Source organism: Variovorax sp. 679, from assembly GCF_003952185.1.
Lineage (GTDB): Bacteria > Pseudomonadota > Gammaproteobacteria > Burkholderiales > Burkholderiaceae_C > Variovorax.
In genome coordinates this window covers 488,553-511,365 of the sequence record NZ_RXFS01000003.1, presented here as the reverse complement: position 1 = coordinate 511,365, position 22,813 = coordinate 488,553, and the positions used below count along the sequence as shown (strand labels likewise).

Below are 22,813 nucleotides of genomic sequence, written 5' to 3'. Positions count from 1 at the left end.
GGCTTCAGCCCAGGGCGGGCGGCCGATGCGCCGCCCAGCCGCATGCCTGGTCGTAGGCATGCCCCAGCCGCAGCACGTCGAGATCCGAATGGATCGGCCCTGCCAGCTGCAGCCCCATCGGGAGTCCTCCTTCGCCGAAGCCGGCGCGCACGTTCAGCGTCGGCAGCCCCGCCAGCGTGAAGGGCGTGACGATCTCCATCCAGCGGTGGTAGGTGTCGCTCTTCACTCCGGCGACCTCGGACGGCCAGTGCAACTCGGCGTCGAAGGGGAAGACCTGCGCTGTCGGCGCGAGCACGAAGTCGAAGCGCTCGAACAGCTTGAGGAAGGCGCGGTACACATTCGAGCGGTACAGCGAAGCCTGGTACAGCGATGCCGCGTCGAGATGCCGGCTCTGCTCGATCTCCCATCGCGCCTCGGGCTTGAGCTGCGCGAACAGCTTCGGGTCGCTCAGGTAGGCGCCCAGCTTGCCGCCCACCAGCAGTTGCCGCAGGCGCAGCCAGGCGCTCCAGTTGTGCTCGCGCGGCACGTCGAGCGTGCAGGGCTCGACCTCGCAGCCGATGTCGCGGAAGGTGCCGAGCGCCTTCTCGCCCAGTTCGCGGATGCCTGGCTCCAGCGGCAGGTCGGGCCAGATGCTGCCGAGCCAGCCGATGCGCAGGCCCTTGCCGTCGCCGTCGAGCCGTAGTTCGTCGGGCGAGGGCAGGGCGTGCGGCGACGACAGCGGCACGCGGGTGTCGAAGCCGGCCTGCACGGCCAGCAGCCGCGCGGCGTCTTCCACCGTGCGAGCCATCGGGCCTTCGCAGCCCAGCTGCTGGAAGAACAGTTCCTCGTCGGGGTTGCCCGGCACGCGCCCGCGCGAGGGCCGCATGCCGATCACGTTGTTGAAGGCCGCCGGGTTGCGCAGCGAGCCCATCATGTCGCTGCCGTCGGCCACCGGCAGGATGCCCAGGGCCAGTGCCACCGCGGCGCCGCCGCTGCTGCCGCCCGCGCTGCGATCGGGCGCGTAGGCGTTGCGCGTGATGCCGAACACCGTGTTGTAGGTGTGCGAGCCGAGGCCGAATTCAGGCGTGTTGGTCTTGCCGATGACGACTGCGCCGGCCGACTTTGCGCGCGCGACGTGCAGGCTGTCGGCCCGGGCCGGCGAGCGCGGCGACAGCGGCGAGCCCATCGAGGTCGGCAGGCCGGCGGCATGGCTCAGGTCCTTCACCGCCAGCGGAAAGCCGTGCATCCAGCCGCGCCGTTCGCCGCGCGCCAGCTCGGCGTCGCGCTCGTCGGCCTCGGCCAGCGACTGCGCCGGATCGCGCAGCGACACGATGGCGTTGAAGCGCGGGTTCAGCGCCTCGATGCGGGCCAGCGAGGCCTGCATCACTTCGCGGCAGGACACCTCGCGCGCGGCGATGCGGCGGGAGAGTTCGGTGGCGCTGAGGTCCGGAAGGTCGGCTGAGGGCATGGCGAATGCGGGAAAAGGAGGGGGCGCCCAGTATGGCGCGGCGCTCGCATAATCGCCGCGTATGGAAACAAAGTGGCTCGAAGACTTCATCAGCCTTGCGGAAACGCGCAGCTTCAGCCGCTCGGCCCAATTGAGGCACGTGACGCAGCCGGCGTTCTCCCGCCGCATACAGGCGCTCGAAGGGTGGGCGGGCACCGACCTGGTGGACCGCAGCTCGTACCCAACGCGGCTCACCCCGGCAGGACAGACGCTCTACAGCCAGGCCATCGAGATGCTGCAGTCGCTGCAGAGCACCCGCGCCATGCTGCGCGGCCACTCTGCCGCGGGGCAGGACGTGATCGAGATCGCGGTGCCGCACACGCTGGCCTTCACCTTCTTCCCCTCGTGGGTGACCAGCCTCAGGGAGCATTTCGGCCCCATCAAGAGCCGCCTGATCGCGCTGAACGTGCATGACGCGGTGCTGCGGCTGGTCGAAGGCAGCTGCGACCTGCTCATCGCCTACCACCACCCCTCGCAGCCGCTGCAGCTCGACGCCAACAAGTACGAGATGGTCAGCCTCGGCGAGGAAACCGTGGCGCCCTGGGTCAAGGCCGATGCCGAAGGCGCACCGCGCTACCGGCTGCCGGGCCGGCCCGGCCAGCCGCTGCCCTATCTGGGCTACGCGCCGGGCGCCTACCTGGGCCGCGTGGTCGACCAGCTGCTCAAGGAATCGGGCACCGCCATCCACCTCGACCGCGTCTACGAGACCGACATGGCCGAGGGCCTGAAGGTCATGGCGCTCGAGGGCCACGGCATCGCCTTCCTGCCGCAGAGCGCGGTGCGCAAGGAGATCAAGGCCCGCAAGCTCGTGAGCGCGCTGCCGCCCGAGATCGACAGCCTGGAGGCGACCATGGAGATCCGCGCCTACCGCGAACGCCCCGGAACTCCACCACCCGTCAAGGCCGGCGCCGGCCGCGCCGCCATCAAGGCCGCCGACAGCCTGCAACCCAAGCGCACGGCCGATGCGCTATGGTCTTACCTGGTCGGCACCCAACCGCAACGCTGACCACTACCACCGAGTCAGTCACCACGGAGATTTGTGCACCGCACAATCTATAAATGCCGCGCATAGGGCTTCCCGCAAAAGGCATTGGCGCCTTGAATCCGGCGCCTCTACAGTCGCGGCTGCTTTTTAGCTGCTGTCACAGCAACCCCCACGGCACGCGCCCTGCGCGTGCTTTTTTTTAAGCCGAGGAACCTCCCATGAGCTCCAATTTCAGGACGGAACACGACTTCCTCGGCGACAAGCAGATCCCCGCCATCGCCTACTGGGGCGTGCACACGGCGCGCGCGGTCGAGAACTTCCCCATCTCCGGCACGCGCATCTCGGCCATGCCCGACCTGGTGCGTGCGCTGGCCTACGTGAAGAAGGCCGCCACCCGCGCCAATGCAGACCTGGGCGCCATCGACCGTGACAGCGCGGCGGCCATCATCCTGGCCTGCGACGACATCGTCGACGGCAAGCTGCTCGACGAGTTCGTGGTCGACGTGATCCAGGGCGGCGCCGGCACCTCGACCAACATGAACGCCAACGAGGTCATCTGCAACCTCGCGCTGGAAAAACTGGGCCACGAGAAGGCGCGCTACGACGTGCTCCACCCCAACGACCACGTCAACGCCTCGCAGAGCACCAACGACGTGTACCCCACGGCGGTGCGCCTGGCGCTGTGGTTCGCCATCGCCCGGCTGCTCGAATCGATGGCCTCGCTGCGCCGTGCCTTCGAGGCCAAGGCGCTCGAGTTCAAGGACATCCTCAAGATCGGCCGCACCCAGCTGCAGGACGCCGTGCCCATGACGCTGGGCCAGGAGTTCCTGACCTACGCCATCATGATCGGAGAGGACGAGGCCCGCCTCGGCGAGGCGCGCGCGCTCATCGAGGAAATCAACCTCGGCGCCACGGCCATCGGCACCGGCATCAACGCGCCGCACGGCTACGCCAACCTCGCCTGCCAGTACCTCGCCGAGCAGACCGGCGTGCCGCTCAAGCAGGCCGCCAACCTCATCGAGGCCACGCAGGACACGGGCGCCTTCGTGCAGCTGTCGGGCGTGCTCAAGCGCGTGGCCACCAAGCTCAGCAAGACCTGCAACGACCTGCGCCTGCTCTCCAGCGGCCCGCAGGCGGGCTTCGGCGAGATCAGGCTTCCGGCGCGGCAGGCGGGCTCGTCGATCATGCCGGGCAAGGTCAACCCGGTGATCCCGGAAGTCATGAACCAGGTGGCCTTCGAGGTCATCGGCAACGACATCACCGTGACGCTTGCGTCCGAAGCCGGCCAGCTGCAGCTCAACGCCTTCGAGCCGATCATGGGCTGGAGCCTGTTCAAGAGCATCCAGCACCTGAGCCGGGCCTGCACTACGCTGCAGCACAACTGCGTCGAGGGCATCGAGGCGAATCGCGAATTCCTTGCGAAGAGGGTGCGCGAGTCGGTCACGCTGGTCACGGCGCTCAACCCGCTCATCGGCTACGAGAAGGCCGCGCTCATCGCCAAGACTGCGCTCGCTACCGGCGGGCCGATCGACCTGGTGGCCGAGTCGCTGGGCATCATGACCCGCGCCGAAATGGACGCGCTGCTCGTGCCCGAGAACCTCACGCAACCGGTGCGCCTCACGGCCGCGCCGGTTCCGCCGGCTGCCGAGCCGTCGGGCCAGGCTTCGGGCATAAAGGCTGCTTAGTGAAAGTCGGACAATGCCAGGAGGCAGGATCGCACCAGGCTGGCGCTGCGATGCGCATGGCCGGTGCAGCGCGTGTGTGTATGCACCGGGTTGGTCCGGGTATCACGCAAAATGCGAGTGTCTAGAATTTAGTTGTATCTGTTTCAGTCACCCTCAGGAGTTTTCCGTATGAAAAAACAAGTATTGGCATTGGCGGTTGCGGCTCTGGCCGCTGGCGGCGCGATGGCGCAGGCCAACGACACGCTGGCCAAGATCAAGGCTTCCGGCGTCATCACCGAAGGCGTGCGTGAATCTTCCGGCCTGTCGTACACGCTGGGCAATGGCCAATACACCGGCTTCCACTACGACGTCTGCGCCAACATCATCAAGGACCTCGAGAAGGCCGCCGGCAAGAAGCTCGAAGTCAAGTTCCAGCCCGTGACCTCGCAGAACCGCATTCCGCTCGTGCAGAACGGCACCGTGGACATCGAGTGCGGCTCCACCACCAACAACGCCACCCGCCAGAAGGACGTGTCCTTCGGCGTGACCACCTACGTCGAAGAAACCAAGATCGTCGTCAAGGCCAACTCGGGCATCAACTCGCTGGCCGACCTGAAGGACAAGACGGTCGCCACCACCACCGGCACCACGCCGCTGCAGACCGTGCGCAAGCAGAAGCGCGCCGAGAACCTGACCTTCAAGGAGGTCTACGGCAAGGACCACTCCGACAGCTTCCTGCTGCTCGAAACCGGCCGTGCCGACGCCTTCGTGATGGACGGCTCGATCCTGGCTGCGCTGGCCGCCAAGTCGAAGTCGCCCAAGGACTACAAGATCCTGCCGGACGTGCTGGCCGTCGAGCCCATCGCCATCATGATCCGCAAGGACGACCCCGCCTTCAAGAAGGCCGTGGACGACAGCATCAAGGCACAGGCCAAGTCGGGCGAACTCGCCAAGCTGTACGACAAGTGGTTCCTGAAGCCGATTCCCCCGGCTGGCGTGACCATCGGCCTGCCGCTGGGTGAAGCCACCAAGAACGCGTGGGCCAACCCGAACGACAAGCCGGCCGAAGAGTACGTCACCAAGGAATAAGCGGCGCGTCGCTGCGTGATGACGCCCACCTTTCGCGGTGGGCGTTTCTTTTCAAGGGACTGGTTTTCGAAGAGACGGTGAAGAAGGAGTAAACACAAATGGGCAACTGGGATTGGCAGGTTTTCCTGCAAGACCCCGGGGGGGAATATCCGAGCTACCTGCAATGGATGCTCTCGGCGTGGGGCTGGACCGTGTCGGTCGCGCTGCTGGCGCTGGTCGTGGCGCTGGTGCTGGGCTCGCTCATCGGCATCATCCGCACGCTGCCCGACAGCCCGTGGCTGGTGCGGCTGGGCAATGCCTGGGTCGAGCTCTTCCGCAACATCCCGCTGCTGGTGCAGATCTTCCTCTGGTACCACGTGATCCCGGCGCTCATTCCCGTCATGAAGAGCGTGCCGAGCTTCATCCTCGTGGTGCTGGCACTGGGCTTCTTCACTTCGGCGCGTATCGCCGAGCAGGTGCGCTCGGGCATCCAGGCGCTGCCCAAGGGCCAGCGCTACGCAGGCATGGCGGTGGGCTTCACCACCGCGCAGTACTACCGCTACGTGATCCTGCCGATGGCCTACCGCATCATCATCCCGCCGCTCACGAGCGAGACGATGAACATCTTCAAGAACTCGTCCGTCGCCTTCGCGGTGTCGGTCGCCGAACTCACCATGTTCGCCATGCAGGCACAGGAAGAAACCTCGCGCGGCATCGAGGTCTACCTCGCCGTGACGGCGTGCTACGTGGTCTCGGCGCTCATCATCAACCGCCTCATGGCGTTCATCGAGAAGAAGACCCGCGTACCGGGCTTCATCGTCTCGGCCGGCGGTGGCGGAGGACACTGAAATGATGAATCTCGACCTTTCCTTCTACAACTGGGACGTCATCAGCAACTTCGTCGTCAAGGGCTTCTACTTCAGCATCACGCTGACGGTGGTGGCCACGATCGGCGGCGTGATCTTCGGCACGATCCTGGCGCTCATGCGCCTGTCGGGCAAGAAGTGGCTCGATGCGCCCGCGGCGCTGTACGTCAACGGCATGCGAAGCATCCCGCTGGTGATGGTGATCCTGTGGTTCTTCCTGCTCGTGCCGGCGTCGTTCTATTCGCTGTTCGGCTCGGTGGGCTCCAACTACCGCTCCGAGATCTCGGCCGTGATCACCTTCGTCGCGTTCGAGGCCGCCTACTTCAGCGAGATCATGCGCGCGGGCATCCAGTCGATCCCGCGCGGCCAGGTCAACGCAGGCCAGGCCGTGGGCATGACCTACGGCCAGAACATGCGCCTGGTGGTGCTGCCGCAGGCCTTCCGCAACATGCTGCCCGTGCTGCTCACGCAGACCATCATCCTGTTCCAGGACACGTCGCTGGTCTACGCCATCGGTGCCTACGACATGCTCAAGGGCTTCGAGACCGCCGGCAAGAACTTCGGCCGCCCGATCGAGGCCTACCTGCTCGCGGCTGTCGTGTACTTCGTCATGTGCTACGCCCTTTCTTGGCTGGTGAAACGCCTGCACAAGAAGATCGCCATCATTCGCTGATTGAGTGGCTGAACCGGAGAGAAACCAATGTCCGAAAAAATGATTGAAATCAAGAACGTCTCCAAGTGGTATGGCCCGGTGCAGGTGCTCAACGACTGCTCCGTGAACATCGCCAAGGGCGACGTGGTGGTGGTGTGCGGCCCGTCGGGTTCCGGCAAGTCCACGCTCATCAAGACCGTGAACGCGCTCGAGCCCTTCCAGAAGGGCGAGATCACCGTCAACGGCATTCCGCTGCACGACCCCAAGACCAACCTGCCCAAGCTGCGCTCCAAGGTCGGCATGGTGTTCCAGCACTTCGAGCTGTTCCCGCACCTGTCGGTGACCGAGAACCTCACGATCGCGCAGATCAAGGTGCTGGGCCGCTCGCCCGACGAAGCCAAGACCCGCGGCCTGAAGATGCTCGACCGCGTGGGCCTGATGGCGCACAAGGACAAGTTCCCGGGACAGCTCTCCGGCGGCCAGCAGCAGCGCGTGGCCATCGCCCGTGCGCTGTCGATGGACCCGATCGTGATGCTGTTCGACGAACCCACCTCGGCGCTCGACCCCGAGATGGTTGGCGAAGTGCTCGACGTGATGGTGAACCTCGCCAAGGAAGGCATGACCATGATGGTGGTCACGCACGAAATGGGCTTCGCGCGCAAGGTCGCCAGCCGCGTGATCTTCATCGATGTGGGCGGCCGCATCCTGGAAGACTGCTCGAAGGACGAGTTCTTCGGCCATCCGGAAAACCGCCAGCCGCGCACCAAGGACTTCCTGAACAAGATCCTGCAGCACTGAGCGCCGCTGCTGCGTAGATCAAGCGACAAAGGCCATGCCGGCGACGGCATGGCCTTTTCTTTTGGGAGCGAGCCCGGGAGCAGGGCGGGCCCGGGCGCCATTCACTGCGGGCGAGTCTCCCCGGACAGCGCCTTGTCGAAGAAGTCCGGAATCTCCCGCCCCAGCCGTGCCAGGAACACCTGGCGGTCGAAACCCGGCGGGTCGTCCGCGATGTTGCCGTCGGGCGTCTGGATGGGCATGGACGGCGTGTCCATGAACGCGAAGTGCCATGCGCTCGGAATGCGGCGCAGCTCGGCCGCGGGCATGTTGCCGGCGACCCATTCGGCGTGGAAGCGCGGCACCAGGAAGCGGTCCTGCTCGGCTTCGTAGATTCGCACGGGCACCCGCACCTGCGCGAGCGACGAGGCCGTGAAGGGAACGCCGGCAGGGGCCAGCGACACGACCGCGCGCACGCGCGGATCGCGCAACGAGGGAAGCAACGATGCCGGCGCCGCGCTCGCGCTCGCGCTCGTGGTGCCGGAGGGCGGCGCGTCGCTGCGGTTGACACCGCAGAAGATCGGGTCGGCGGCGCGTTCGCTCGCGCAATGCGTGGTAATGCGCGACAGGTCGGCCTGGCCGCCCACGAGTGCCAGCACCGTGTAGCCGCCCGCCGAATGACCCACGGCGCCGATGCGATAGCCCTTGTCGTCGCGCGCGATCCGCTCCTTCCATAGCGGGTCTTGCAGCAGCGCGTCGATCACCCGCGAAGCCTGCTGCGGCCGCTCGCCGAAGTAGGCGGCCGCGCCCTTCTTCAGCAGCGACCCGTCTTGCCAGTTGTCGCCGGGATGGCGCAGCGCCGCGACCAGGTAGCCGTCCCGCGCGAGCGCTTCGGCCAGGCTGCTGTGGCCCAGCTCGGTGCCACCCAGGCCATGGCTCAGCAGGATCAAGCCCTTGATCTTGTCCTCGGGAGGCGCCTGGATGGCCGCCCGAACCGTGAACGGCCCCATGGGCGTCGTGCGCTCGGGCGCTTGCGTGGGGTAGTACAGCGCGACCACCGTGGGCGCGTCGTCGGGCGTGGCGCCCGGAATGCGGATCTGCCGCCAGCCGGCCTCGGAGGCCAGTGCCTGGAAGCACAGCAGCAGGCTGCTGGCGAGCAGCAGGGCGGGGCGGACAAGGGCTCTTCGCATCGCGGATCTCCTTGGTGAATGTGGAGCCGGATGGTCGCGATGTCATCGCATCGTTTCCATGGGATTGCGACGAAGTGCGTGAAAGGCGGTGTGAAATGACCGGATGCAGCGATGTGCTCAACTCGCCCGTTGTACGGCGAGCCGCATTCCCGACCTGAGTCATCGCAGAGATCCTGTTGGAAAATCGAAGGCATGACTGGGGAGAATCACGCCAGTGGTGCGAGCAGACGCATGAAGATGTACATCCTTGTTCGGGACGACATTCCCCTGGGCTTCGCGATGGTCGCTGTTGCCCATGCATCCTTGGCCGGTTATCTCAAATTCCAGAGCGAGCCGGAGACGCAGCAATGGCTTTCGGGCCCCTTTTTCAAGGCTGTCTGCAAGGCAAACACCAAAGAGTTCGAGAATGCCAAGCAGGTTGCCGATCACGTGGTGCTGACTGAGTCAGCCCTCGGAAATCAGGAGGTGGCGATCGTTTTCAAGCCTCGGGAGCAATGGCCAAGGATGTTCAAGTTCCTCCGGCTCTACAAGGAGCCGCCGCTGCTGTGAACCGGCCCTGAAACGCTGTAATTTGTTCGGTCCCATTGGATGGAACCTGGAAGCAATGAGCATCACCGAGATCACGGTTTCTGCAACAGAATGGGCCCGCGCCCATCCGACGATGTTCTTCAACCGCGATGAAGTCACGCTGGAGAGCATTGCCGAGCAGTTAGTCACTGGCGCACGGGTCCTGGGTGCAACGACTGTCAGGAGACTTTCCGCCGGCCCGTGGCAGACCGTCGCGGCCGACGAGGATTGGTTTCTCAAAGCCAGGCTGCCCATACCGGACGACTTCAGGTTCAGCCGCCTCGTCAGCTTCCCGGAGCAAGGTCAGAACTGTGTTCGTCCCGAGTTTCTTGTCGCGGCCTTCGCCGAGGATGTCATCGTCAAGGCTGCGCATTCGGAGCCAATTGTTCTTGGAGCCGTTTCTCCAACGGATGAGCTCCATGCGGTGCTGGGACGCATGGCGCCTTGGCGCCGTGTCATCGCATTCCGCGGCATCAAGGTCTAGGCGGTGCCGCGGGCAAGACTCGTCCTGGATGCGGACTTCCCCTGGGTCGAATACCGCATCACTGCGGTATCTGGCTTTTCACGAGCCCGACATACACGGGCAGCGCGATCACAGTGCCCAAGGCAAGCAGGAGCACTTCATAGGTCGCCAGTCCCAACCAGAACCTGTATGGCTCCTGCTGTCTGAAAACCTTGTACTTCGCGCCGATGACTCCTGTTTTCACCACGGAATAGGGATACCACAAGGGCAGAGCGAGCCAGCAGAGCAACGAGAGAGAGTAGAGGGGCAGCGACCAGAGGCCCGGCTCGACTGCCTTCGCGACGAGCGGCAGCGCGAGACCGCCCATCAACATGCCCGCTGAAATCCAGTTGAAGAACGCAGATCGATCCGTCGTGTTCGAGGTGGGCATTGCGCGATGGTAGCCGCCGCCCATGTCAGGTCGCGCCGATGCCCGTGGCGCATGGCTCAGGGCAGCCGCGAAACCCTTTGCGTCAGCAGATTGCAGAATCCCTGCACATCCCCTTCCGCCGCGGAGTACGCGAGAGAAGGCGCCAAGCGGTCGGTCGAAGTGCGGAGCTATGCTCGTGCCGTGGCAAGGACTGGAGCCGAGGGCACCGGCCCGCCTACACACACGGAGGAGAAGAGGATGAGAAGACCCAATCGATCCTTGCATCGCACGATGGCGTTGTGTCGCCTCGTCGCATCGGCCTGCGCGGCGGCGACCCTGTCGACGGCACTGCCGGCACAGGCAGCAGAAAACTGGACCGAGATCGCATCGACGCCCCGCAAGAAGGTGCTGCTGCAGCGCGATTCCATCCGCCCGCACGACGGCATGGTGGAGGCGTGGACGCTCTACCGCTACGACGAACTGCAGACCGACGTGGGCAAGACCCCGTACCGCACGTCGCGCTACCTCTACGACTACGACTGCAAGGGCGGGCGCGAGAAGGCGCGCCGCGTCGTGAGCCACAACGGGCCGCTGGAGGTGCACGACATCGACCTCAGCCGGCACACCGAGTGGAAGGCCGTCGGCGGGCCCACCACGGTGAGCGGGATCGTGTTCAAGCACGTGTGCGCCCAAGCCCGCTGATTGAGCCCGCTGATTGCGGACCCCTCCCTTCAGTTCAGTACGAGCCCGGCGGCGGTGTGTGCTTGAAGCGTCGCGACGAGGTCATGCTTCTGAACTTCGCGCGCGCAGCGCCCAGCCGGGCACGTCCGGCGCCGACCAGGCCTCCCACAGCCGACTTGATAGCATCGGCGGTGCGCGACTCCCTCGGGTACGAGGGCGAGAGGCCGCACTTGCGCATCACCCGGTTCACCTGATGGATGCGGGCCACTTCGCGCGTGGCGGCGGTGTAGAAGGTCACGCCGATCGAGATCGACAGGCGGCTCTCCGGCGCGGCGGCCGCGTCGACCCTCGATCTCGTCATGTGGGGCGAGGTGCTCGGGAAGTAGATGGCGTCCCCCGGCTGCGCATTGAATTCCAGCCCGCGCGGCAGGAACGCTTCGTCGAAGCGCACTTTCTTGAGCGACTGCGTGACGATGAAATCTTCCACGGCCTCGGCCGGCACGATGGTGCGGTCGCGGTGGTCCCACACGTTGAGCGTCTTGCGTCCGTGCAGCTGCAGCCAGAAGTTGTTCTCGCGATCGATGTGGAAGGGCGTGACGGAAGGCGGAGCGGAGAAGAAGACGAAACCGTTCACCAGGAAGATGTCGGGCTGTTCGCGCTCGACCAGGGAGCGCATCGAGTCGACCACCGACATCAGCAGCGCCCCGTAGCGCGGGATGACTTCGATGTTGTAGAAGGCGACCGACGAACCCGGCTCCTCCATCCGCTCGAAGAACTCCTCGATGCTGCGCCCGCCGGGAGGCCGTCCGTCGTGCGCCAGCGATGACGAGACCGTCCTTTTCGGGTCCATGAACCTGCACTGGTCCAGCTTCGAGAGCTCCATGCCGAGCTTCACGAGCTCGGGCACCTGGAAGAGGGGATGCTCGTGGAAGTTGTGGTGCATCGGCATGATCTTCAGGGTCGAGAAGCCCCCGGGGTTGTCGGTCCAAACCCGATACGTCGCTGCCGAGGCTCCGACGGAATTCATGTTGGTCGTGCACATAGCATCCTCCGGATCGCTTGTGGCCCTCCGCCCCTGAAACTGGACAGGAGCGAAGCCCGCGAGCTGAAGTAATACTTTAGGATTCAACTTTAGGCCGAACCCCTGACGTCAGCCTGACTCTGGAGTACCCACAGGAGAGAGTCCGGAAATGGCAGCCGGCCTGCCGAGCCGCAGGCCGGGCGCGACGCCGCTCAAGGCAAGCGCGAAATCCTCTGCGTCAGCAGGTCGAAGAACCCTTGCGCATCCCCTTCGGCGATCCAGTTCACGTTGGCCGGCTTCTTCAGCCCGCCATACCAGTCGACCACCGTCTGCCCGAAGCCCAGCCCCTCGCGGCTGTCGACTTCCACGTTCACCTTGCGGCCCCTGAAGAGCGAGGGCTGCAGCAGGTAGGCGACCACGGTGGCGTCGTGCACCGGGCCACCGGGCAGGCCGTAGTACTGCATGTCGTGCTGCACGTACGCGTCGAGGATGTCGGCCACGGTCCGGCCGGCCTGGTTGCCGAGGCCGCGCAGCTTTGCGATGCGCTCGGGGCTGGTCAGCACCTTGTGCGTCAGGTCCAGCGGCAGCATGGTGATCGGCACGCCGCTCTTCAGCACGATCTCGGCCGCGTGCGGATCGGCGAACACGTTGAACTCGGCTGTCGGCGTGATGTTGCCGCCGTTGAAATGCGCGCCGCCCATGAGCACCAGCTCGCGCAGGCCGCGCGTGATGTCGGGCGCCTGCGTGAGCGCGAGCGCGAGGTTGGTCTCGGGGCCGAGCATCGCGAGCGTCACGCTCTTCTCGGGCGCGGCGCGCAGCGTGCGGATCAGGTAGTCGACCGCGTTGCCCTCGGCCAGCGGCTGGCTGGGCTCGTGCACCTTCACGCCGGTGATGCCTTCGCTGCCGTGGATGTCGGCCGCGTAGATCGGCGTGCGCAGCAGGGGACGCGGCGCGCCGGCGTAGATCGCGATGTCGGGCCGCTTCGCCCATTCGCGGGCGAGGCGTGCATTGCGCGAGGTCTTGGCAAGCGGCACGTTGCCGGCCACGGTGGTGAGTGCCTGGATCTTCAACTGCTCGGGCGAGGCCATGGCGAAGAGCAGCGCGATCACGTCGTCGGCGCCGGGGTCGGTGTCGATGATGAGCGTGTGCGTCGTTGCCGGGGTGGCATCGGCGGCGTGGGCCTTCGGGGCGATGAAGCTGGCGGTCAAGAGGGCAACGAGTCCGAGAAAAAGAATCGGGAAGAGCGCGGCGAGGCGCGATGGCAGCGCCAGTGCTGCGGGCCTGGAATGCATGGGGAAGACTCCTTGCGGACGCTGTGAAGTAAGCGCCTCTCGAATCAGTCTGCCAGAGCATCGCGCGGCACGGACACCGGATCGCGAAGGCATTTTCGATGCGCTCGCGCGCGGCTGCAACGTTGCGCATACCAAGGCGTTAGCGCATCGGAAAGGCCGGAACTGAAAGTGCGCAAGACACGGCGAAGAGGTTTCATCCGCCGTGCCCCGCGTGTTGCGAAAACGCCGCTTGTTCAGGCTTTGCCGGAACTGGATGACCGCAGGCGCCGCGCGAAGAAGGCCAGTATCTCGTCGCGCGCCGCCACCGTGGGCTGCCCCGCTTCGTCGATCAGGTGCGCCGTCACCACGCTGTGCGGGCTCGCCACCACCTGCGCGAAGAAGGGCGGCGTATTGGTGCTGGCCGCGCTGTCGGGCAGTACGCGTGCGATGAAGCGCTCGCCCAGCGCCTGCGAGAAGGCCGCGAAGCGCTGCGCCCTGCAGTGCCTGTCGCCCTCGAAGCGGTAGGCCATGACGGTCAGGTCCTCGCGCTCCAGCCGTTCGCGCACCGAGGCCAGTTCGTCCGGCGACATGTTCGTGGCCTCCGGCTTGTCCATCGGCAACGAAGGCTGGCACACCACCGGCGCAAGCATCGCGGGCTCGAGCATCATCGAGAGCGCGAAGTTGCCCGTGAAGCACATGCCGATCGCACCGACACCGGGCCCGCCGCATTCCGCGTGCGCGAACCGCGCAAGCGCGCGCAGCCACTGCGTGACCGGGCTCGACTCGTTGGCCGCGAAGGCTCGGAACTCGGCGCTGACGCAGGCGCGCTTGAACACCGCGATGCCTTCCTCCGCGCCAGGCACGGCACCGTCGCGCCCGAACAGCGAAGGCATGTAGACGGTGAAGCCCGCGTCGCGCACCCAGCGTGCGAAGCGCGCCACGTGCGGGCTGATGCCGGGCATCTCGGTCATCACGATCACGGCCGGGCCCTGGCCCATGACGTAGACCTTCTTCTCGATGCCGTCGAGCGCGATCTGGCGCGCGGTGAAGTCGTCGAGCGGGTCGTCTTCGTTCATGGAGCGCTGCTGTGCCATGGGTTTTCCTTTTTGCCGTTCAGGTCGTGCGAAAGCCGGGAAGCTTGTATTGGACCTTCGGCCTCATCAGAATGGCAGTGTCCAATTCGACTTCTTTGAGGCTTTATCGGCCAACTCATCCAGATGCATGACTTCACCGTACTGGTGCTGCCCGGCGCCTTCAATTCCAGCGTCGCGGTCACCATGGACATCCTCGGCGCTGCGGAAGCGATGGCCGCGCGCGCGGGCGTCGCGCCGCCCCGTTGGCGGCTGTGCTCGGTGAACGGCGGCCCGGTGCAGCTGCACGCCGGCATGAGCCTCGACACAACGCGTATGCCCGTGCGCCCCCGCGACGACCGTTCCACCTGGGTAGTGCCGGGGCTCGGCCTCAACACGCCCGGCGAGATCCGCCAGTGCCTCGAGAGCGCCGATGCGGCCAAGGCCATCGCCGGCCTCGTGCGCCACGCCAAGGCAGGAGGGCAGGTCGCGGCCTCATGCTCGGCCGTGTTCCTGTTGAATGCCGCCGGCCTGCTGCAGGGCCGACGTGCCACCGTCTCATGGTGGTATGCCCCGCTGCTCGCTCGCATGTCGCCCGGCTGTACCGTCGATGCCGACCGCATGGTGTGCTCCGATGGCCCTGTCGTCACCGCGGGCGCCGCCTTCGCGCAGACCGACCTGATGCTGCACCTGCTGCGCGAGCGCTGCGGTAGCGCGCTAACCGATCTTGTCTCGCGCATGCTGCTGATAGACGGCCGCCAGGCGCAGGCACCGTTCATCGCGGCGGAGGTGCTGGCCAGCGGCAACGACCTGGTGGCGCGGCTGGCCGCTCGGGTCGAGTCCACCCTGCCCGATGCGCCCGCCGTGAGCGAACTGGCGCGCGAGTTCTGCATGTCGCAGCGCACGCTGGCGCGCCACGTCAAGAAGGCCACCGGCAAGAGCACCCAGGCGCTGGTGCAGAGCGTGCGGCTGCGGCGTGCCCGCGCGCTGCTCGAATCGAGTCGCATGACTGTCGAGCAGGTCGCAAGCGCCGTGGGCTACCAGGAGGCCACGGCGCTGCGGCGCCTGATGAAGAAGATCGCGGGTGCGAACCCGAGCCGCTACCGCAGTTGATGCGGCGAGATCAAGGGAACGAAATGCCCAGCACCACACCCTTGCCCGCCACGCTTTCGGGTGCCCCCAGCACGTTGGTGCCGGGAACGGTCGTGCCCGCCGTGATAGTGCTTGCGTTGCCGAAGATGTAGGCGTTGTTGTCGACGCCACCCACATAGAGGCGGTCGTTCTTCGCGTCCACGGCGATAGAGATGTTCGCCGTGGGCAGAGGCAGTCGCGCAAAGGTGGCTGGTGAACCAGCAGTGCTGGCACCATCGACCATGATGACCTCGCGTCCATCGCCTCCGAGGAAATAAAGCCTGTTCCGCGTGGCATCAAGGGCAACGTCGGTGGCAAATGCATTGGTACCGTTGAAGAGCAGGCGTGTCGGCGCGTTGTTGTAGGCGACCGAACTCTCGTAGACGGGCTCACCGGTCGACCCCTTGCGTGCGGGGGTCAACGTTGCAAGATCGAAGACTCCGCCAAGGCCGTCGGAGGTATAGACGAGCGAGCGGACCGGATCAACCGCAAAGCGCATGAGCATCGAGGAGCGGATGTACCAGATCTGGTAGGACGCGACAGGCTGCGATTCATTGGGGCTGATGGACTCGAGTGTGCGAATCTGGCCGTAGGCGGCGCTGATGTTGCTGATCTTCACCAGCGCCCCTTGACTGGACACCGGACCGCCCAGCCAGAGCACGTCGCGTTCGGCATCCAGCACCATCGTGCTGTAGCTGCCGAGTCCGCTCGACAGCAGGTCGTACTGCGCTGCCGTGACGTCGCCAGATGCCTGGCTTGCCTTGGGGATCATCAGGATGCGGGTGCCCATCGAGATGTACAGCCGGTCGCGTTTGGCGTCATAGGCCATGTCGCGCGGAGAGCCTCCCACGTTCTTGAAGGCGTTGATCGTCCGCATCTCGACTGTCTCGCCGGGCACCGGGTTGGGCTTGGAGAAGGACACGACCGCGGATCTGTAGGGCAGCAGGGCGAATGTTGTGTAAGCCGACGCAACCGGCGTGGGCTGCGTCTGTGGTTGTGCGGATGGCGCGGGCGTTGTCGTGCCGTTGCCCGACGAGGGCAACGGCAGCAACCCCATGCCACCACCACCTCCTCCTCCGCCTCCCCCGCCTCCGCAGGAAATCAATAGCGTAGCCAGCGCTGCCACGGCGGCGCTCTTCCATAGTCTCAGCATTGCTTTCTCCCTCGTTGCTTGCTTATATGCTTGGTTGTTGCCGCCGGTGGCTGGTGTGCAGCTCTGCGGGGCGCCGCGACGATACCTGCGATGGAGCGTTGAGGCAATCCACGTTTTCGTCGAATGCACCGTGCCCCAAAAGGAAAAGCCCCGCATGCGGGGCTCGCCGATAGCGTGAAAAGAGGCGCTTACTTCTTGCGCGCCGCGATAGCCTGCTCGGCCTTCGCCACCAGATCAGTGCCGATGGTCGACTTCCACTTGTCGTACACCGGCCGCGTCGCCTTCACGAACGCGGCGCGCTCGTCGGGCGTGAGGCTGGTCACGGTCACGCCCATGCCTGCGATGTCCTTGAGCACGGGCTTGTCGGCTTCCACCAGGCCCTTGCGCGCGATGGCGATCTCTTCCTTGCCCGCGTCGATGGCGGCCTGGCGCACGATGGCCTGGTCGGCCGGCGTCCACGAGGCCCAGATTTCCTTGTTGACCACGAACACCAGCGGGTCGGCCACGTAGCCCCAGGTGGTCACGAACTTCTGGCCCACGTTCTGCATCTTGAGCACCGTGAACAGGAAGAGCGGGTTCTCCTGGCCGTCGACCGCGCCGCTGGCGAGCGCGGGCTGCGCGTCGGCCCAGCTCATCTGCGTGGGGTTGGCGCCGAGCGCCGTGAACATGTCGGAGTAGATGGGCGAGCCCACCACGCGGATCTTCATGCCCTTCACGTCGGCCGGCGACTTGATCGGCCGCTTGGAGTTGGTGATCTCGCGGAAGCCGTTCTCGCCCCATGCGAGCGGCACCACGCCGGCCTTGTCGAGCGTCTTGAACATCTCCTTGCCGACCTCGCCCTGCGTGAGCGCGTCGATGGCCGCGTAGTCGGGCATCAGGAAGGGCATGGAGAACAGGTTGAGCTGCTTGACCTGCGGCGACCAGTTGATGGTCGAGCCCACGGCCATGTCGATCACGCCCTGGCGCAGCGCGCTGAACTCGCGCGTCTGGTCGCCCTGAATGAGCGACACGCCCGGGTACAGCTTGATGTTGATGCGGCCCTGGGTGCGTTCCTTCACGAGGTCGGCCCAGATCTTCCCGGCCTGGCCCCATGGCGTGGGCGGGCCCAGCACCAGCGACATCTTGTACTCGGCCTTGTAGGCGGCCTGCGCCATGGCGCCGGACGAGAACATGCCGAGGGCGGTGGCTGCGGCGGCGAGGCCGAGCAGGGTGCGGCGGAATTTCATGACGATGGCTCTCCTAATAATGGTTCTGCGACGGACAAAAAAATCAGTAGCCGAGCTTGTGCGGCAGCCAGAGCGCGAGCTCGGGAAAGATGATGACCAGCACCATCACCAGGAACATCGAGAACAGCAGCCAGCCGACCCAGCGCACGGTCTCTTCCATGCGCACGCCTGCGATGCGGCACGACACCATCAGGTTCACGGCGAGCGGCGGCGTGAACTGCCCCAGCGCCACCTTGAGCGTGAGGATCACGCCGAACCACACCGGGTCCCACTTGTAATACTGGACGATCGGCCACAGCAGCGGCACGAAGATCAGGAAGATCGACACGCCGTCCAGGAACATGCCGACCGTGATCAGCAGCAGGATCAGTAGCGCCAGCACGCCGTACTCGCCCAGCCCCGAATTCACGATGGCGTGGGCCACCGGGTCGATCACGCCCAGCGTCGCCAGCGAGTAGGCGAAGATGCCCGCGAGCGACACCACGATCAGGATCACGGCCGAGAGCTCGCCCGATTCGCGCAGGATCACGAACAGGTCGCGGACCTTGATGGTGCGATGCACCACCATGCCCACGAAGAGCCCGTAGAACACCGCCACCACGGCCGCCTCGGTGGGCGTGAACCAGCCCAGCCGCATGCCGCCAAGAATGAGCACCGGCGCCGCGAGGCCCCAGGTGGCTTCGCGAAAACTCTTCCAGAACGGCGGGCGCGGTTGCGCGGCTTCGAGCATGCCCATGCGGTGCTTGCGCGCAAGCCACACAGCCGGGACCATGAGCGCGAGGCCGGCCAGGATGCCCGGGATCATGCCGGCGGCGAAGAGCGCAGGCACCGAGGCATTGGGCACCAGCACCGAATAGACGATGAAGGCCACCGAGGGCGGAATCAGGATGTCGGTGGCCGCCGCGGCGCCCACCACGCTGGCCGCGAAGGGCCCCGGGTAGCCCGCGCGCGCCATGGCCGCGATCATCACCCCGCCCACCGCGGCGGCCGTGGCGGGGCCGGAGCCCGAGATGCCGCCCATGAACATGGCCACCGCGATGGTCACCAGCGGCAGCATGCCGGGCCCGCGCCCCACGATGGCAATGGCAAAGTTCACGAGGCGCAGCGCCACGCCCGAGCGGTCGAAGATGGAGCCGACCAGCACGAACATCGGAATGGCCAGCAGCGGATATTTGCCGAGGCCGGCATAGAAGTTCTGCGGCACGGCCAGCAGGCCGAACCACTGGGCGTCGCTGTTGGCCAGCGCGATGCAGGCGGCGCCCGCCAGGCCCAGCGCGGCGCCGATGGGCACGCCCACCAGCATCATCACGACGAAGGCGACGAAGAGCAGGGTGGCGATCACGATGCGTTGCCCTTGCTGTTGTCTTCGACTTCAGTGTGCGTCGTCTCGCGTCCGCGGCGGATCATGAGGCCCAGGGCCCGCAGCGCGATGCCGAAGGACACGATGGGCAGCCAGATCGAATACCACCAGGCGGGCAGGCCGATGCCGGGCGTCGTCTCTTCGAAGCGGTAGTCGTCCCACACCATGCGGATGCTGAGCGCGCCGATGAGCGTGAAGAGCACGGCGATCATCAGCGCGCCGAACTGCGCCAGCCGCTTGCGCCGCGCCATCGAGCCGCTTTCGGAGAAGTACTCGATGCGGATGTGCCGGTCGCGCGCCACAGCGGCCGAGCCGGCCACCAGCGCCAGCATGATCATGAGGAACACCGAGAACTCTTCCGTCCAGGCGAAGGAAGAATCGGTGAAGTAGCGGACGATGACGTTGGCAAAGGTGATGAGCGCCAGCGCGCCCATGATGATGACCGTGAGCCAGTCCTCGATGGCAAGGGGAACCTTGGTCGGTTCGTCTGCGGCTTCGATGTCGGGGGGAATGGGGCTGGCGGCGTCCAGCGTGGGGCCGGACTCGGGTGGAGTTGTCATCGCAGGATGGTCAGTGAGGCACGCACGAACGCCATGTCACCGGGCGGACGCCGGGACGCGTTCCATACACCTCGACAGGGAAACTGTTACCGATGCTAGGGGGTCCATGACCATTCATGTATCGGGGGTTTCCTTAGCCGCTCGGCCTGGGGCTGGCTCCTTTGGAGCGGCTTTCGGGGTGTGTGCACAGGGCGCCGGGTACTCCCCTCCGCGAATGTCCCCCGGCCTGCGGCCTCCTCCTTCATTTCGCTGCGGGGAGCACCCGACGCCCTGCGCACGATGAGTGCGGCTGTGACGTTGGCGGTTCGACCGCCGCGGCGGATTGCAGATGAGCGTGCGGGGGCGTACCGCTGGGCTTTCGTGAGAGACGGGCGCTGGAGAAACCGAAGTCCGAAGGGCTGGTGTTGGTAGCGGTCAACTTTGGTATGACTGCGTTCGATGTTCGCTTCAGACTGACATGAGTCGTTCGCGTAGAACGGATCGGCCGACTTCAATCGCGAAGGAGCAGACATCGCCTCTGTCGAACTTTGTGGCTAAAAACTGCCGGATCCTCCGATCCAACCGAGTTTGTGAGATTTAGAGAGCATCAGGAGGTGCGGACAACTGCAACGGCGGGACCCGATAAAAAATCGATGACCCGCTGCACGAAAGCTTCGAGCCCTGTCGGGCAGCCGTCGGTCTGAAGCTTCTCAAGCGCCTTGCGATTCCACTCTCTGCCCTTGCTCACACCGGTATTGATCCATTGCTCGAGCTCTCCGCAGGGAACGACGAATATACCGATCTTGGCGAGGTCCTCGATGAGGCTCTCGACCGCAGTCAACTGGTCGCCCGTGAAGTAGGAGATGCCCACCTCTTTCACGACTTCCCACTTGGATGTCGTCGCCTTAAGCGTGCTCTCGAGCCGCTTTCGGGATGAGCGAGCGTCAGCATGAGGAGACGTGATCCATGCGTTGACGCCGTCGAGCAGCTTCTGCAAAAACTGATCTTCCGGCATCTGGAGCACCCATTTCCCGATTTCGGCGCGTTGCTTTTCAAGCTCCGTCGGGATCGCGGCGCCCGTCAACGCTTTGACGATCTTGTCCAACGGGCTACTCGCGTTGAGGATATCGATGTCTACGATGACAGCGACCGGCGCTCCGGCGCTTTTTAGTAGCTGGACAGGAGTGTCCGCAGCGCCCTTTCCATTCGTATGGATAAAAAGCAGGTCTTCGCCCCTCTTGCCGCCGAGTGTGCGGTGCGCAACGAACTGATAGATCGCTCGATCGGGATCGCCTTCACAGACGACCACTCCTTGATGGAAGAGCGAGTCGAGGACTGGCTGGCTTGAGAGAAGCGGTGTGCGCGTCAACGCTGTCACTGTTGAGGCTGGCACCTGGGTGTAGCACGTTGTATCGGCCGTGCGATTGAGTCGCAGGACGTTGGCATTGTCGTTCTCGCTGACAACGCCCCACATGAATGCGGAGCTATGGGTCGAAACAATGATCTGTGCAGGGCGATCAATGCTCAGTCGCCCCAACAGTTGGCCCAGCACGCGCGCCTGCTTGGGATGAAGGAATGCTTCGGGCTCATCGAGCAAAAGGGGGCGATCTGGAAAGACAATCGCAGCCATGAGGATCCCGGCAAACGACTGGTACCCGTCGCCTTGTTCTTTGAGAAGTTGCCCAGTACGGAGCTGTTGTTTGAGGTTATCCATCGATTCGGAAAGGTCGCCGAATGCGTCGCCGACCTTGAAGTACCAGCGCTTCATGGCCGTCCAATCAAGCGCAATATCGCGTCCAAAGGCTTCCGAGAACGCTTGCCGCAGCTGTGGTTGCACATCAAGGCGTCGACGAAAAAACTCTTGCAGCGCGTGTGTAGGTCCCTCTGTCTCTAGATCGTAGGCCTCTTGCGGAGCGGTCAACTCGAACCGTGTGCCTGCATGGAGATGACTGATCAGAAACCTTCCCAGCGACTGAAGCCGGTGCTTCAGGTCGGTGTGTTCGATCACAGTTTTCGACCAGCCGATCTGGCTTTCTACGCTGTGAATCTTGACAAGACTCTCGGCTATGCCGAGAACGTTCTCGTTCATCGGCGAATGTTTTGAAGGGAGGATATCGAAGTGATTTCGAAAGTCCTCCTTGGAGGGCATCATCACATCAATGCTCTTGAAAAGTGTGAGCGCGCTCTCTGGACCTCCCAAAGCGAAGTCCCGCAGGTCTCGCAGGGTTTGTGACTTGCCGCTATTGTTTGGGCCAACGAGCACGGTTATTGGCCCGAACGCAACCGCCTCGTCGCTATGGTTGACGGCGGAAACAAACTTGAGCGGCATGCTTTTTCTCCTCGATTGGCGCTGTACAGGCCTTGCTGGAACTGGAATCGATGACGCGATAGAACTCGGCGCGCCTAGTATCGATCTTGCACAAGGCCGTTTCTAACACTCAGGCTTGCCTTCAATACGCGCAGTTCATTGTTGGACTACGGCTCAACAAGCATAGAACTGTCGCTTGTCAGGTGCTGCTCAATGGCGGAAATCAGGCGACCGACTGCGCAGCGATGACCGGAGGCAACGCCTGCAAAGCGGATACTCGCATTGTCTGTCGACGATCGGCGTGGAACACATAGCTGTTAACCGAGCCCTGCCCCACGAAACTCAATCGAACCGAGTTCCCTCCACCATAGAGGCTTCAGCCGTCCCATCCCAAAGGACCTGTCCCCAGGCGGGCCGCGGAATCCACAGCCCAGCCGCTACCCGCCAGCCTCAGGCGCCTCACGCCGCGCCTTCTCACTCACCTGAAACAACTCCCCCGCCTTCCGAGCCATCTCAGCCGCAAGCCAAAGCAGGTTATTCAACTGCCGAGGTCCATCCCCGCTGCACCAGTCGATCTCTTCCCCATGGCAGACCCAAAGGAGGGCTTCAAGCTGAGTAAGGGTGTTTTCAAGAAGATCCGCCGGGTCTTGGGCGGTTTCTGCAGAAGCTACCGGCGTAGTTGGCCGGGCTATAGTCTTGGTAGCCATTGATGTGCGCTCCTTAGAGGTCGTTGCACGTTTTTGGTTAGACGGCCGGGGTGCTCGTAACACCCTGGCCGTCGCCTTTTGATACCTCGCATCTGCATCAGTGCTTTCGCACCGACAACCTGCCGCGAGGCAAGCAGCCTTCAAACATCTCGGTGGTGGCTTGGTGTGTGGGCCTTTCTGCTCCCCTTGGCGGGGTATCGAGTGACAGGGGCATTCACTCTA

The 22,813-nt window shown here is 64.8% G+C and carries 21 protein-coding genes; 10 read left to right on the top strand and 11 right to left on the bottom strand.

What is annotated here, in order from left to right:
• Positions 1 to 4: 4 nt before the first annotated feature.
• A complete protein-coding gene (locus EJO71_RS09750) occupies positions 5 to 1,447 on the bottom strand; it encodes an amidase (protein WP_125948196.1) in 1,443 nt (480 codons plus the stop codon).
• A 61-nt stretch (positions 1,448 to 1,508) separates the two neighbouring features.
• Between EJO71_RS09750 and EJO71_RS09745 the strand changes: the two genes are divergently transcribed.
• The 6 genes from EJO71_RS09745 (at position 1,509) to EJO71_RS09720 (ending at position 7,519) form a co-directional block, all read left to right on the top strand.
• The gene (locus EJO71_RS09745) at positions 1,509 to 2,492 is read left to right on the top strand and encodes a LysR substrate-binding domain-containing protein (RefSeq protein ID WP_125948197.1); all 984 of its coding nucleotides are present in this window, start codon (positions 1,509 to 1,511) and stop codon (positions 2,490 to 2,492) included.
• A 197-nt stretch (positions 2,493 to 2,689) separates the two neighbouring features.
• Positions 2,690 to 4,156 (top strand): aspartate ammonia-lyase, encoded by a 1,467-nt coding sequence (locus EJO71_RS09740; protein ID WP_125948198.1) that lies wholly within the window; start codon positions 2,690 to 2,692, stop codon positions 4,154 to 4,156.
• A gap of 168 nt (positions 4,157 to 4,324) precedes the next feature.
• Entirely contained in the window at positions 4,325 to 5,224 is a 900-nt protein-coding gene (locus EJO71_RS09735) for an amino acid ABC transporter substrate-binding protein (RefSeq protein WP_125948199.1), read from the top strand.
• A gap of 98 nt (positions 5,225 to 5,322) precedes the next feature.
• Positions 5,323 to 6,051: an amino acid ABC transporter permease gene (locus tag EJO71_RS09730; RefSeq protein WP_125948200.1), complete on the top strand. Its 729-nt coding sequence runs from the start codon at positions 5,323 to 5,325 to the stop codon at positions 6,049 to 6,051.
• A 1-nt stretch (position 6,052) separates the two neighbouring features.
• The gene (locus EJO71_RS09725; protein WP_125948201.1) at positions 6,053 to 6,742 is read left to right on the top strand and encodes an amino acid ABC transporter permease; all 690 of its coding nucleotides are present in this window, start codon (positions 6,053 to 6,055) and stop codon (positions 6,740 to 6,742) included.
• Positions 6,743 to 6,781: 39 nt separating this feature from the next.
• On the top strand, positions 6,782 to 7,519 hold the full coding sequence (locus EJO71_RS09720) for an amino acid ABC transporter ATP-binding protein (RefSeq protein ID WP_125948202.1): 738 nt from the start codon (positions 6,782 to 6,784) through the stop codon (positions 7,517 to 7,519).
• Positions 7,520 to 7,620: 101 nt separating this feature from the next.
• Here EJO71_RS09720 and EJO71_RS09715 read toward each other — a convergent pair whose 3' ends face one another.
• Complete coding sequence (locus tag EJO71_RS09715) at positions 7,621 to 8,685, bottom strand: alpha/beta fold hydrolase (RefSeq protein WP_125948203.1); 1,065 nt, start codon at positions 8,683 to 8,685, stop codon at positions 7,621 to 7,623.
• Positions 8,686 to 8,916: 231 nt separating this feature from the next.
• Here EJO71_RS09715 and EJO71_RS09710 point away from each other — a divergent pair, with 231 nt between their 5' ends.
• Both EJO71_RS09710 and EJO71_RS09705 read left to right on the top strand, forming a co-directional pair.
• Positions 8,917 to 9,234 carry a peptidyl-tRNA hydrolase gene (locus EJO71_RS09710; protein ID WP_125948204.1) on the top strand — a complete coding sequence of 106 codons (318 nt, stop codon included), beginning with the start codon at positions 8,917 to 8,919 and terminating at the stop codon, positions 9,232 to 9,234.
• 55 nt (positions 9,235 to 9,289) lie between these two features.
• Positions 9,290 to 9,736: a hypothetical protein gene (locus tag EJO71_RS09705; protein WP_125948205.1), complete on the top strand. Its 447-nt coding sequence runs from the start codon at positions 9,290 to 9,292 to the stop codon at positions 9,734 to 9,736.
• A gap of 58 nt (positions 9,737 to 9,794) precedes the next feature.
• Here EJO71_RS09705 and EJO71_RS09700 read toward each other — a convergent pair whose 3' ends face one another.
• On the bottom strand, positions 9,795 to 10,145 hold the full coding sequence (locus EJO71_RS09700; RefSeq protein WP_125948206.1) for a hypothetical protein: 351 nt from the start codon (positions 10,143 to 10,145) through the stop codon (positions 9,795 to 9,797).
• 237 nt (positions 10,146 to 10,382) lie between these two features.
• Here EJO71_RS09700 and EJO71_RS09695 point away from each other — a divergent pair, with 237 nt between their 5' ends.
• Positions 10,383 to 10,826 carry a surface-adhesin E family protein gene (locus EJO71_RS09695; RefSeq protein ID WP_125948207.1) on the top strand — a complete coding sequence of 148 codons (444 nt, stop codon included), beginning with the start codon at positions 10,383 to 10,385 and terminating at the stop codon, positions 10,824 to 10,826.
• A 34-nt stretch (positions 10,827 to 10,860) separates the two neighbouring features.
• Here the strand turns inward: EJO71_RS09695 and EJO71_RS09690 are convergent, their stop codons facing one another.
• The 3 genes from EJO71_RS09690 to EJO71_RS09680 all read right to left on the bottom strand — a co-directional run bounded on the left by EJO71_RS09690 (position 10,861) and on the right by EJO71_RS09680 (position 14,173).
• Positions 10,861 to 11,832 carry a cupin domain-containing protein gene (locus tag EJO71_RS09690; RefSeq protein ID WP_240651318.1) on the bottom strand — a complete coding sequence of 324 codons (972 nt, stop codon included), beginning with the start codon at positions 11,830 to 11,832 and terminating at the stop codon, positions 10,861 to 10,863.
• 206 nt (positions 11,833 to 12,038) lie between these two features.
• Entirely contained in the window at positions 12,039 to 13,118 is a 1,080-nt protein-coding gene (locus EJO71_RS09685; protein WP_240651319.1) for a nucleoside hydrolase, read from the bottom strand.
• Between the two features lie 233 nt (positions 13,119 to 13,351).
• Positions 13,352 to 14,173, bottom strand: coding sequence for a dienelactone hydrolase family protein (locus EJO71_RS09680; RefSeq protein WP_240651320.1), 822 nt, complete (start codon positions 14,171 to 14,173; stop codon positions 13,352 to 13,354).
• A gap of 141 nt (positions 14,174 to 14,314) precedes the next feature.
• Here EJO71_RS09680 and EJO71_RS09675 point away from each other — a divergent pair, with 141 nt between their 5' ends.
• Positions 14,315 to 15,280 (top strand): helix-turn-helix domain-containing protein, encoded by a 966-nt coding sequence (locus EJO71_RS09675; RefSeq protein ID WP_125948210.1) that lies wholly within the window; start codon positions 14,315 to 14,317, stop codon positions 15,278 to 15,280.
• A 10-nt stretch (positions 15,281 to 15,290) separates the two neighbouring features.
• Here the strand turns inward: EJO71_RS09675 and EJO71_RS09670 are convergent, their stop codons facing one another.
• The 5 genes from EJO71_RS09670 to EJO71_RS09650 form a co-directional block, all read right to left on the bottom strand.
• Positions 15,291 to 16,355, bottom strand: coding sequence for a hypothetical protein (locus EJO71_RS09670; RefSeq protein WP_164549651.1), 1,065 nt, complete (start codon positions 16,353 to 16,355; stop codon positions 15,291 to 15,293).
• A 284-nt stretch (positions 16,356 to 16,639) separates the two neighbouring features.
• Positions 16,640 to 17,677 (bottom strand): DctP family TRAP transporter solute-binding subunit, encoded by a 1,038-nt coding sequence (locus EJO71_RS09665; protein ID WP_125948212.1) that lies wholly within the window; start codon positions 17,675 to 17,677, stop codon positions 16,640 to 16,642.
• 43 nt (positions 17,678 to 17,720) lie between these two features.
• Positions 17,721 to 19,019, bottom strand: a complete 1,299-nt coding sequence (locus EJO71_RS09660) for a TRAP transporter large permease (protein WP_125948213.1) — start codon at positions 19,017 to 19,019, stop codon at positions 17,721 to 17,723.
• Positions 19,016 to 19,597 carry a TRAP transporter small permease gene (locus EJO71_RS09655; protein ID WP_125948214.1) on the bottom strand — a complete coding sequence of 194 codons (582 nt, stop codon included), beginning with the start codon at positions 19,595 to 19,597 and terminating at the stop codon, positions 19,016 to 19,018. The genes EJO71_RS09660 and EJO71_RS09655 overlap by 4 nt, the downstream gene beginning before the upstream one ends.
• A gap of 586 nt (positions 19,598 to 20,183) precedes the next feature.
• Positions 20,184 to 21,905, bottom strand: coding sequence for an AAA family ATPase (locus EJO71_RS09650; protein WP_125948215.1), 1,722 nt, complete (start codon positions 21,903 to 21,905; stop codon positions 20,184 to 20,186).
• Between the last annotated feature and the right edge of the window lie 908 nt (positions 21,906 to 22,813).

Excerpts from the sequence above, each read along its gene's own strand:
- EJO71_RS09750 (WP_125948196.1), bottom strand. The coding sequence starts at position 1,447 with ATGCCCTCAGCCGACCTTCCGGACCTCAGCGCCACCGAACTCTCCCGC.
- EJO71_RS09745 (WP_125948197.1), top strand. The coding sequence starts at position 1,509 with ATGGAAACAAAGTGGCTCGAAGACTTCATCAGCCTTGCGGAAACGCGC.
- EJO71_RS09740 (WP_125948198.1), top strand. The coding sequence starts at position 2,690 with ATGAGCTCCAATTTCAGGACGGAACACGACTTCCTCGGCGACAAGCAG.
- EJO71_RS09735 (WP_125948199.1), top strand. The coding sequence starts at position 4,325 with ATGAAAAAACAAGTATTGGCATTGGCGGTTGCGGCTCTGGCCGCTGGC.
- EJO71_RS09730 (WP_125948200.1), top strand. The coding sequence starts at position 5,323 with ATGGGCAACTGGGATTGGCAGGTTTTCCTGCAAGACCCCGGGGGGGAA.
- EJO71_RS09725 (WP_125948201.1), top strand. The coding sequence starts at position 6,053 with ATGATGAATCTCGACCTTTCCTTCTACAACTGGGACGTCATCAGCAAC.
- EJO71_RS09720 (WP_125948202.1), top strand. The coding sequence starts at position 6,782 with ATGATTGAAATCAAGAACGTCTCCAAGTGGTATGGCCCGGTGCAGGTG.
- EJO71_RS09715 (WP_125948203.1), bottom strand. The coding sequence starts at position 8,685 with ATGCGAAGAGCCCTTGTCCGCCCCGCCCTGCTGCTCGCCAGCAGCCTG.
- EJO71_RS09710 (WP_125948204.1), top strand. The coding sequence starts at position 8,917 with ATGAAGATGTACATCCTTGTTCGGGACGACATTCCCCTGGGCTTCGCG.
- EJO71_RS09705 (WP_125948205.1), top strand. The coding sequence starts at position 9,290 with ATGAGCATCACCGAGATCACGGTTTCTGCAACAGAATGGGCCCGCGCC.
- EJO71_RS09700 (WP_125948206.1), bottom strand. The coding sequence starts at position 10,145 with ATGCCCACCTCGAACACGACGGATCGATCTGCGTTCTTCAACTGGATT.
- EJO71_RS09695 (WP_125948207.1), top strand. The coding sequence starts at position 10,383 with ATGAGAAGACCCAATCGATCCTTGCATCGCACGATGGCGTTGTGTCGC.
- EJO71_RS09690 (WP_240651318.1), bottom strand. The coding sequence starts at position 11,832 with ATGAATTCCGTCGGAGCCTCGGCAGCGACGTATCGGGTTTGGACCGAC.
- EJO71_RS09685 (WP_240651319.1), bottom strand. The coding sequence starts at position 13,118 with ATGCATTCCAGGCCCGCAGCACTGGCGCTGCCATCGCGCCTCGCCGCG.
- EJO71_RS09680 (WP_240651320.1), bottom strand. The coding sequence starts at position 14,173 with ATGAACGAAGACGACCCGCTCGACGACTTCACCGCGCGCCAGATCGCG.
- EJO71_RS09675 (WP_125948210.1), top strand. The coding sequence starts at position 14,315 with ATGCATGACTTCACCGTACTGGTGCTGCCCGGCGCCTTCAATTCCAGC.
- EJO71_RS09670 (WP_164549651.1), bottom strand. The coding sequence starts at position 16,355 with ATGGGGTTGCTGCCGTTGCCCTCGTCGGGCAACGGCACGACAACGCCC.
- EJO71_RS09665 (WP_125948212.1), bottom strand. The coding sequence starts at position 17,677 with ATGAAATTCCGCCGCACCCTGCTCGGCCTCGCCGCCGCAGCCACCGCC.
- EJO71_RS09655 (WP_125948214.1), bottom strand. The coding sequence starts at position 19,597 with ATGACAACTCCACCCGAGTCCGGCCCCACGCTGGACGCCGCCAGCCCC.
- EJO71_RS09650 (WP_125948215.1), bottom strand. The coding sequence starts at position 21,905 with ATGCCGCTCAAGTTTGTTTCCGCCGTCAACCATAGCGACGAGGCGGTT.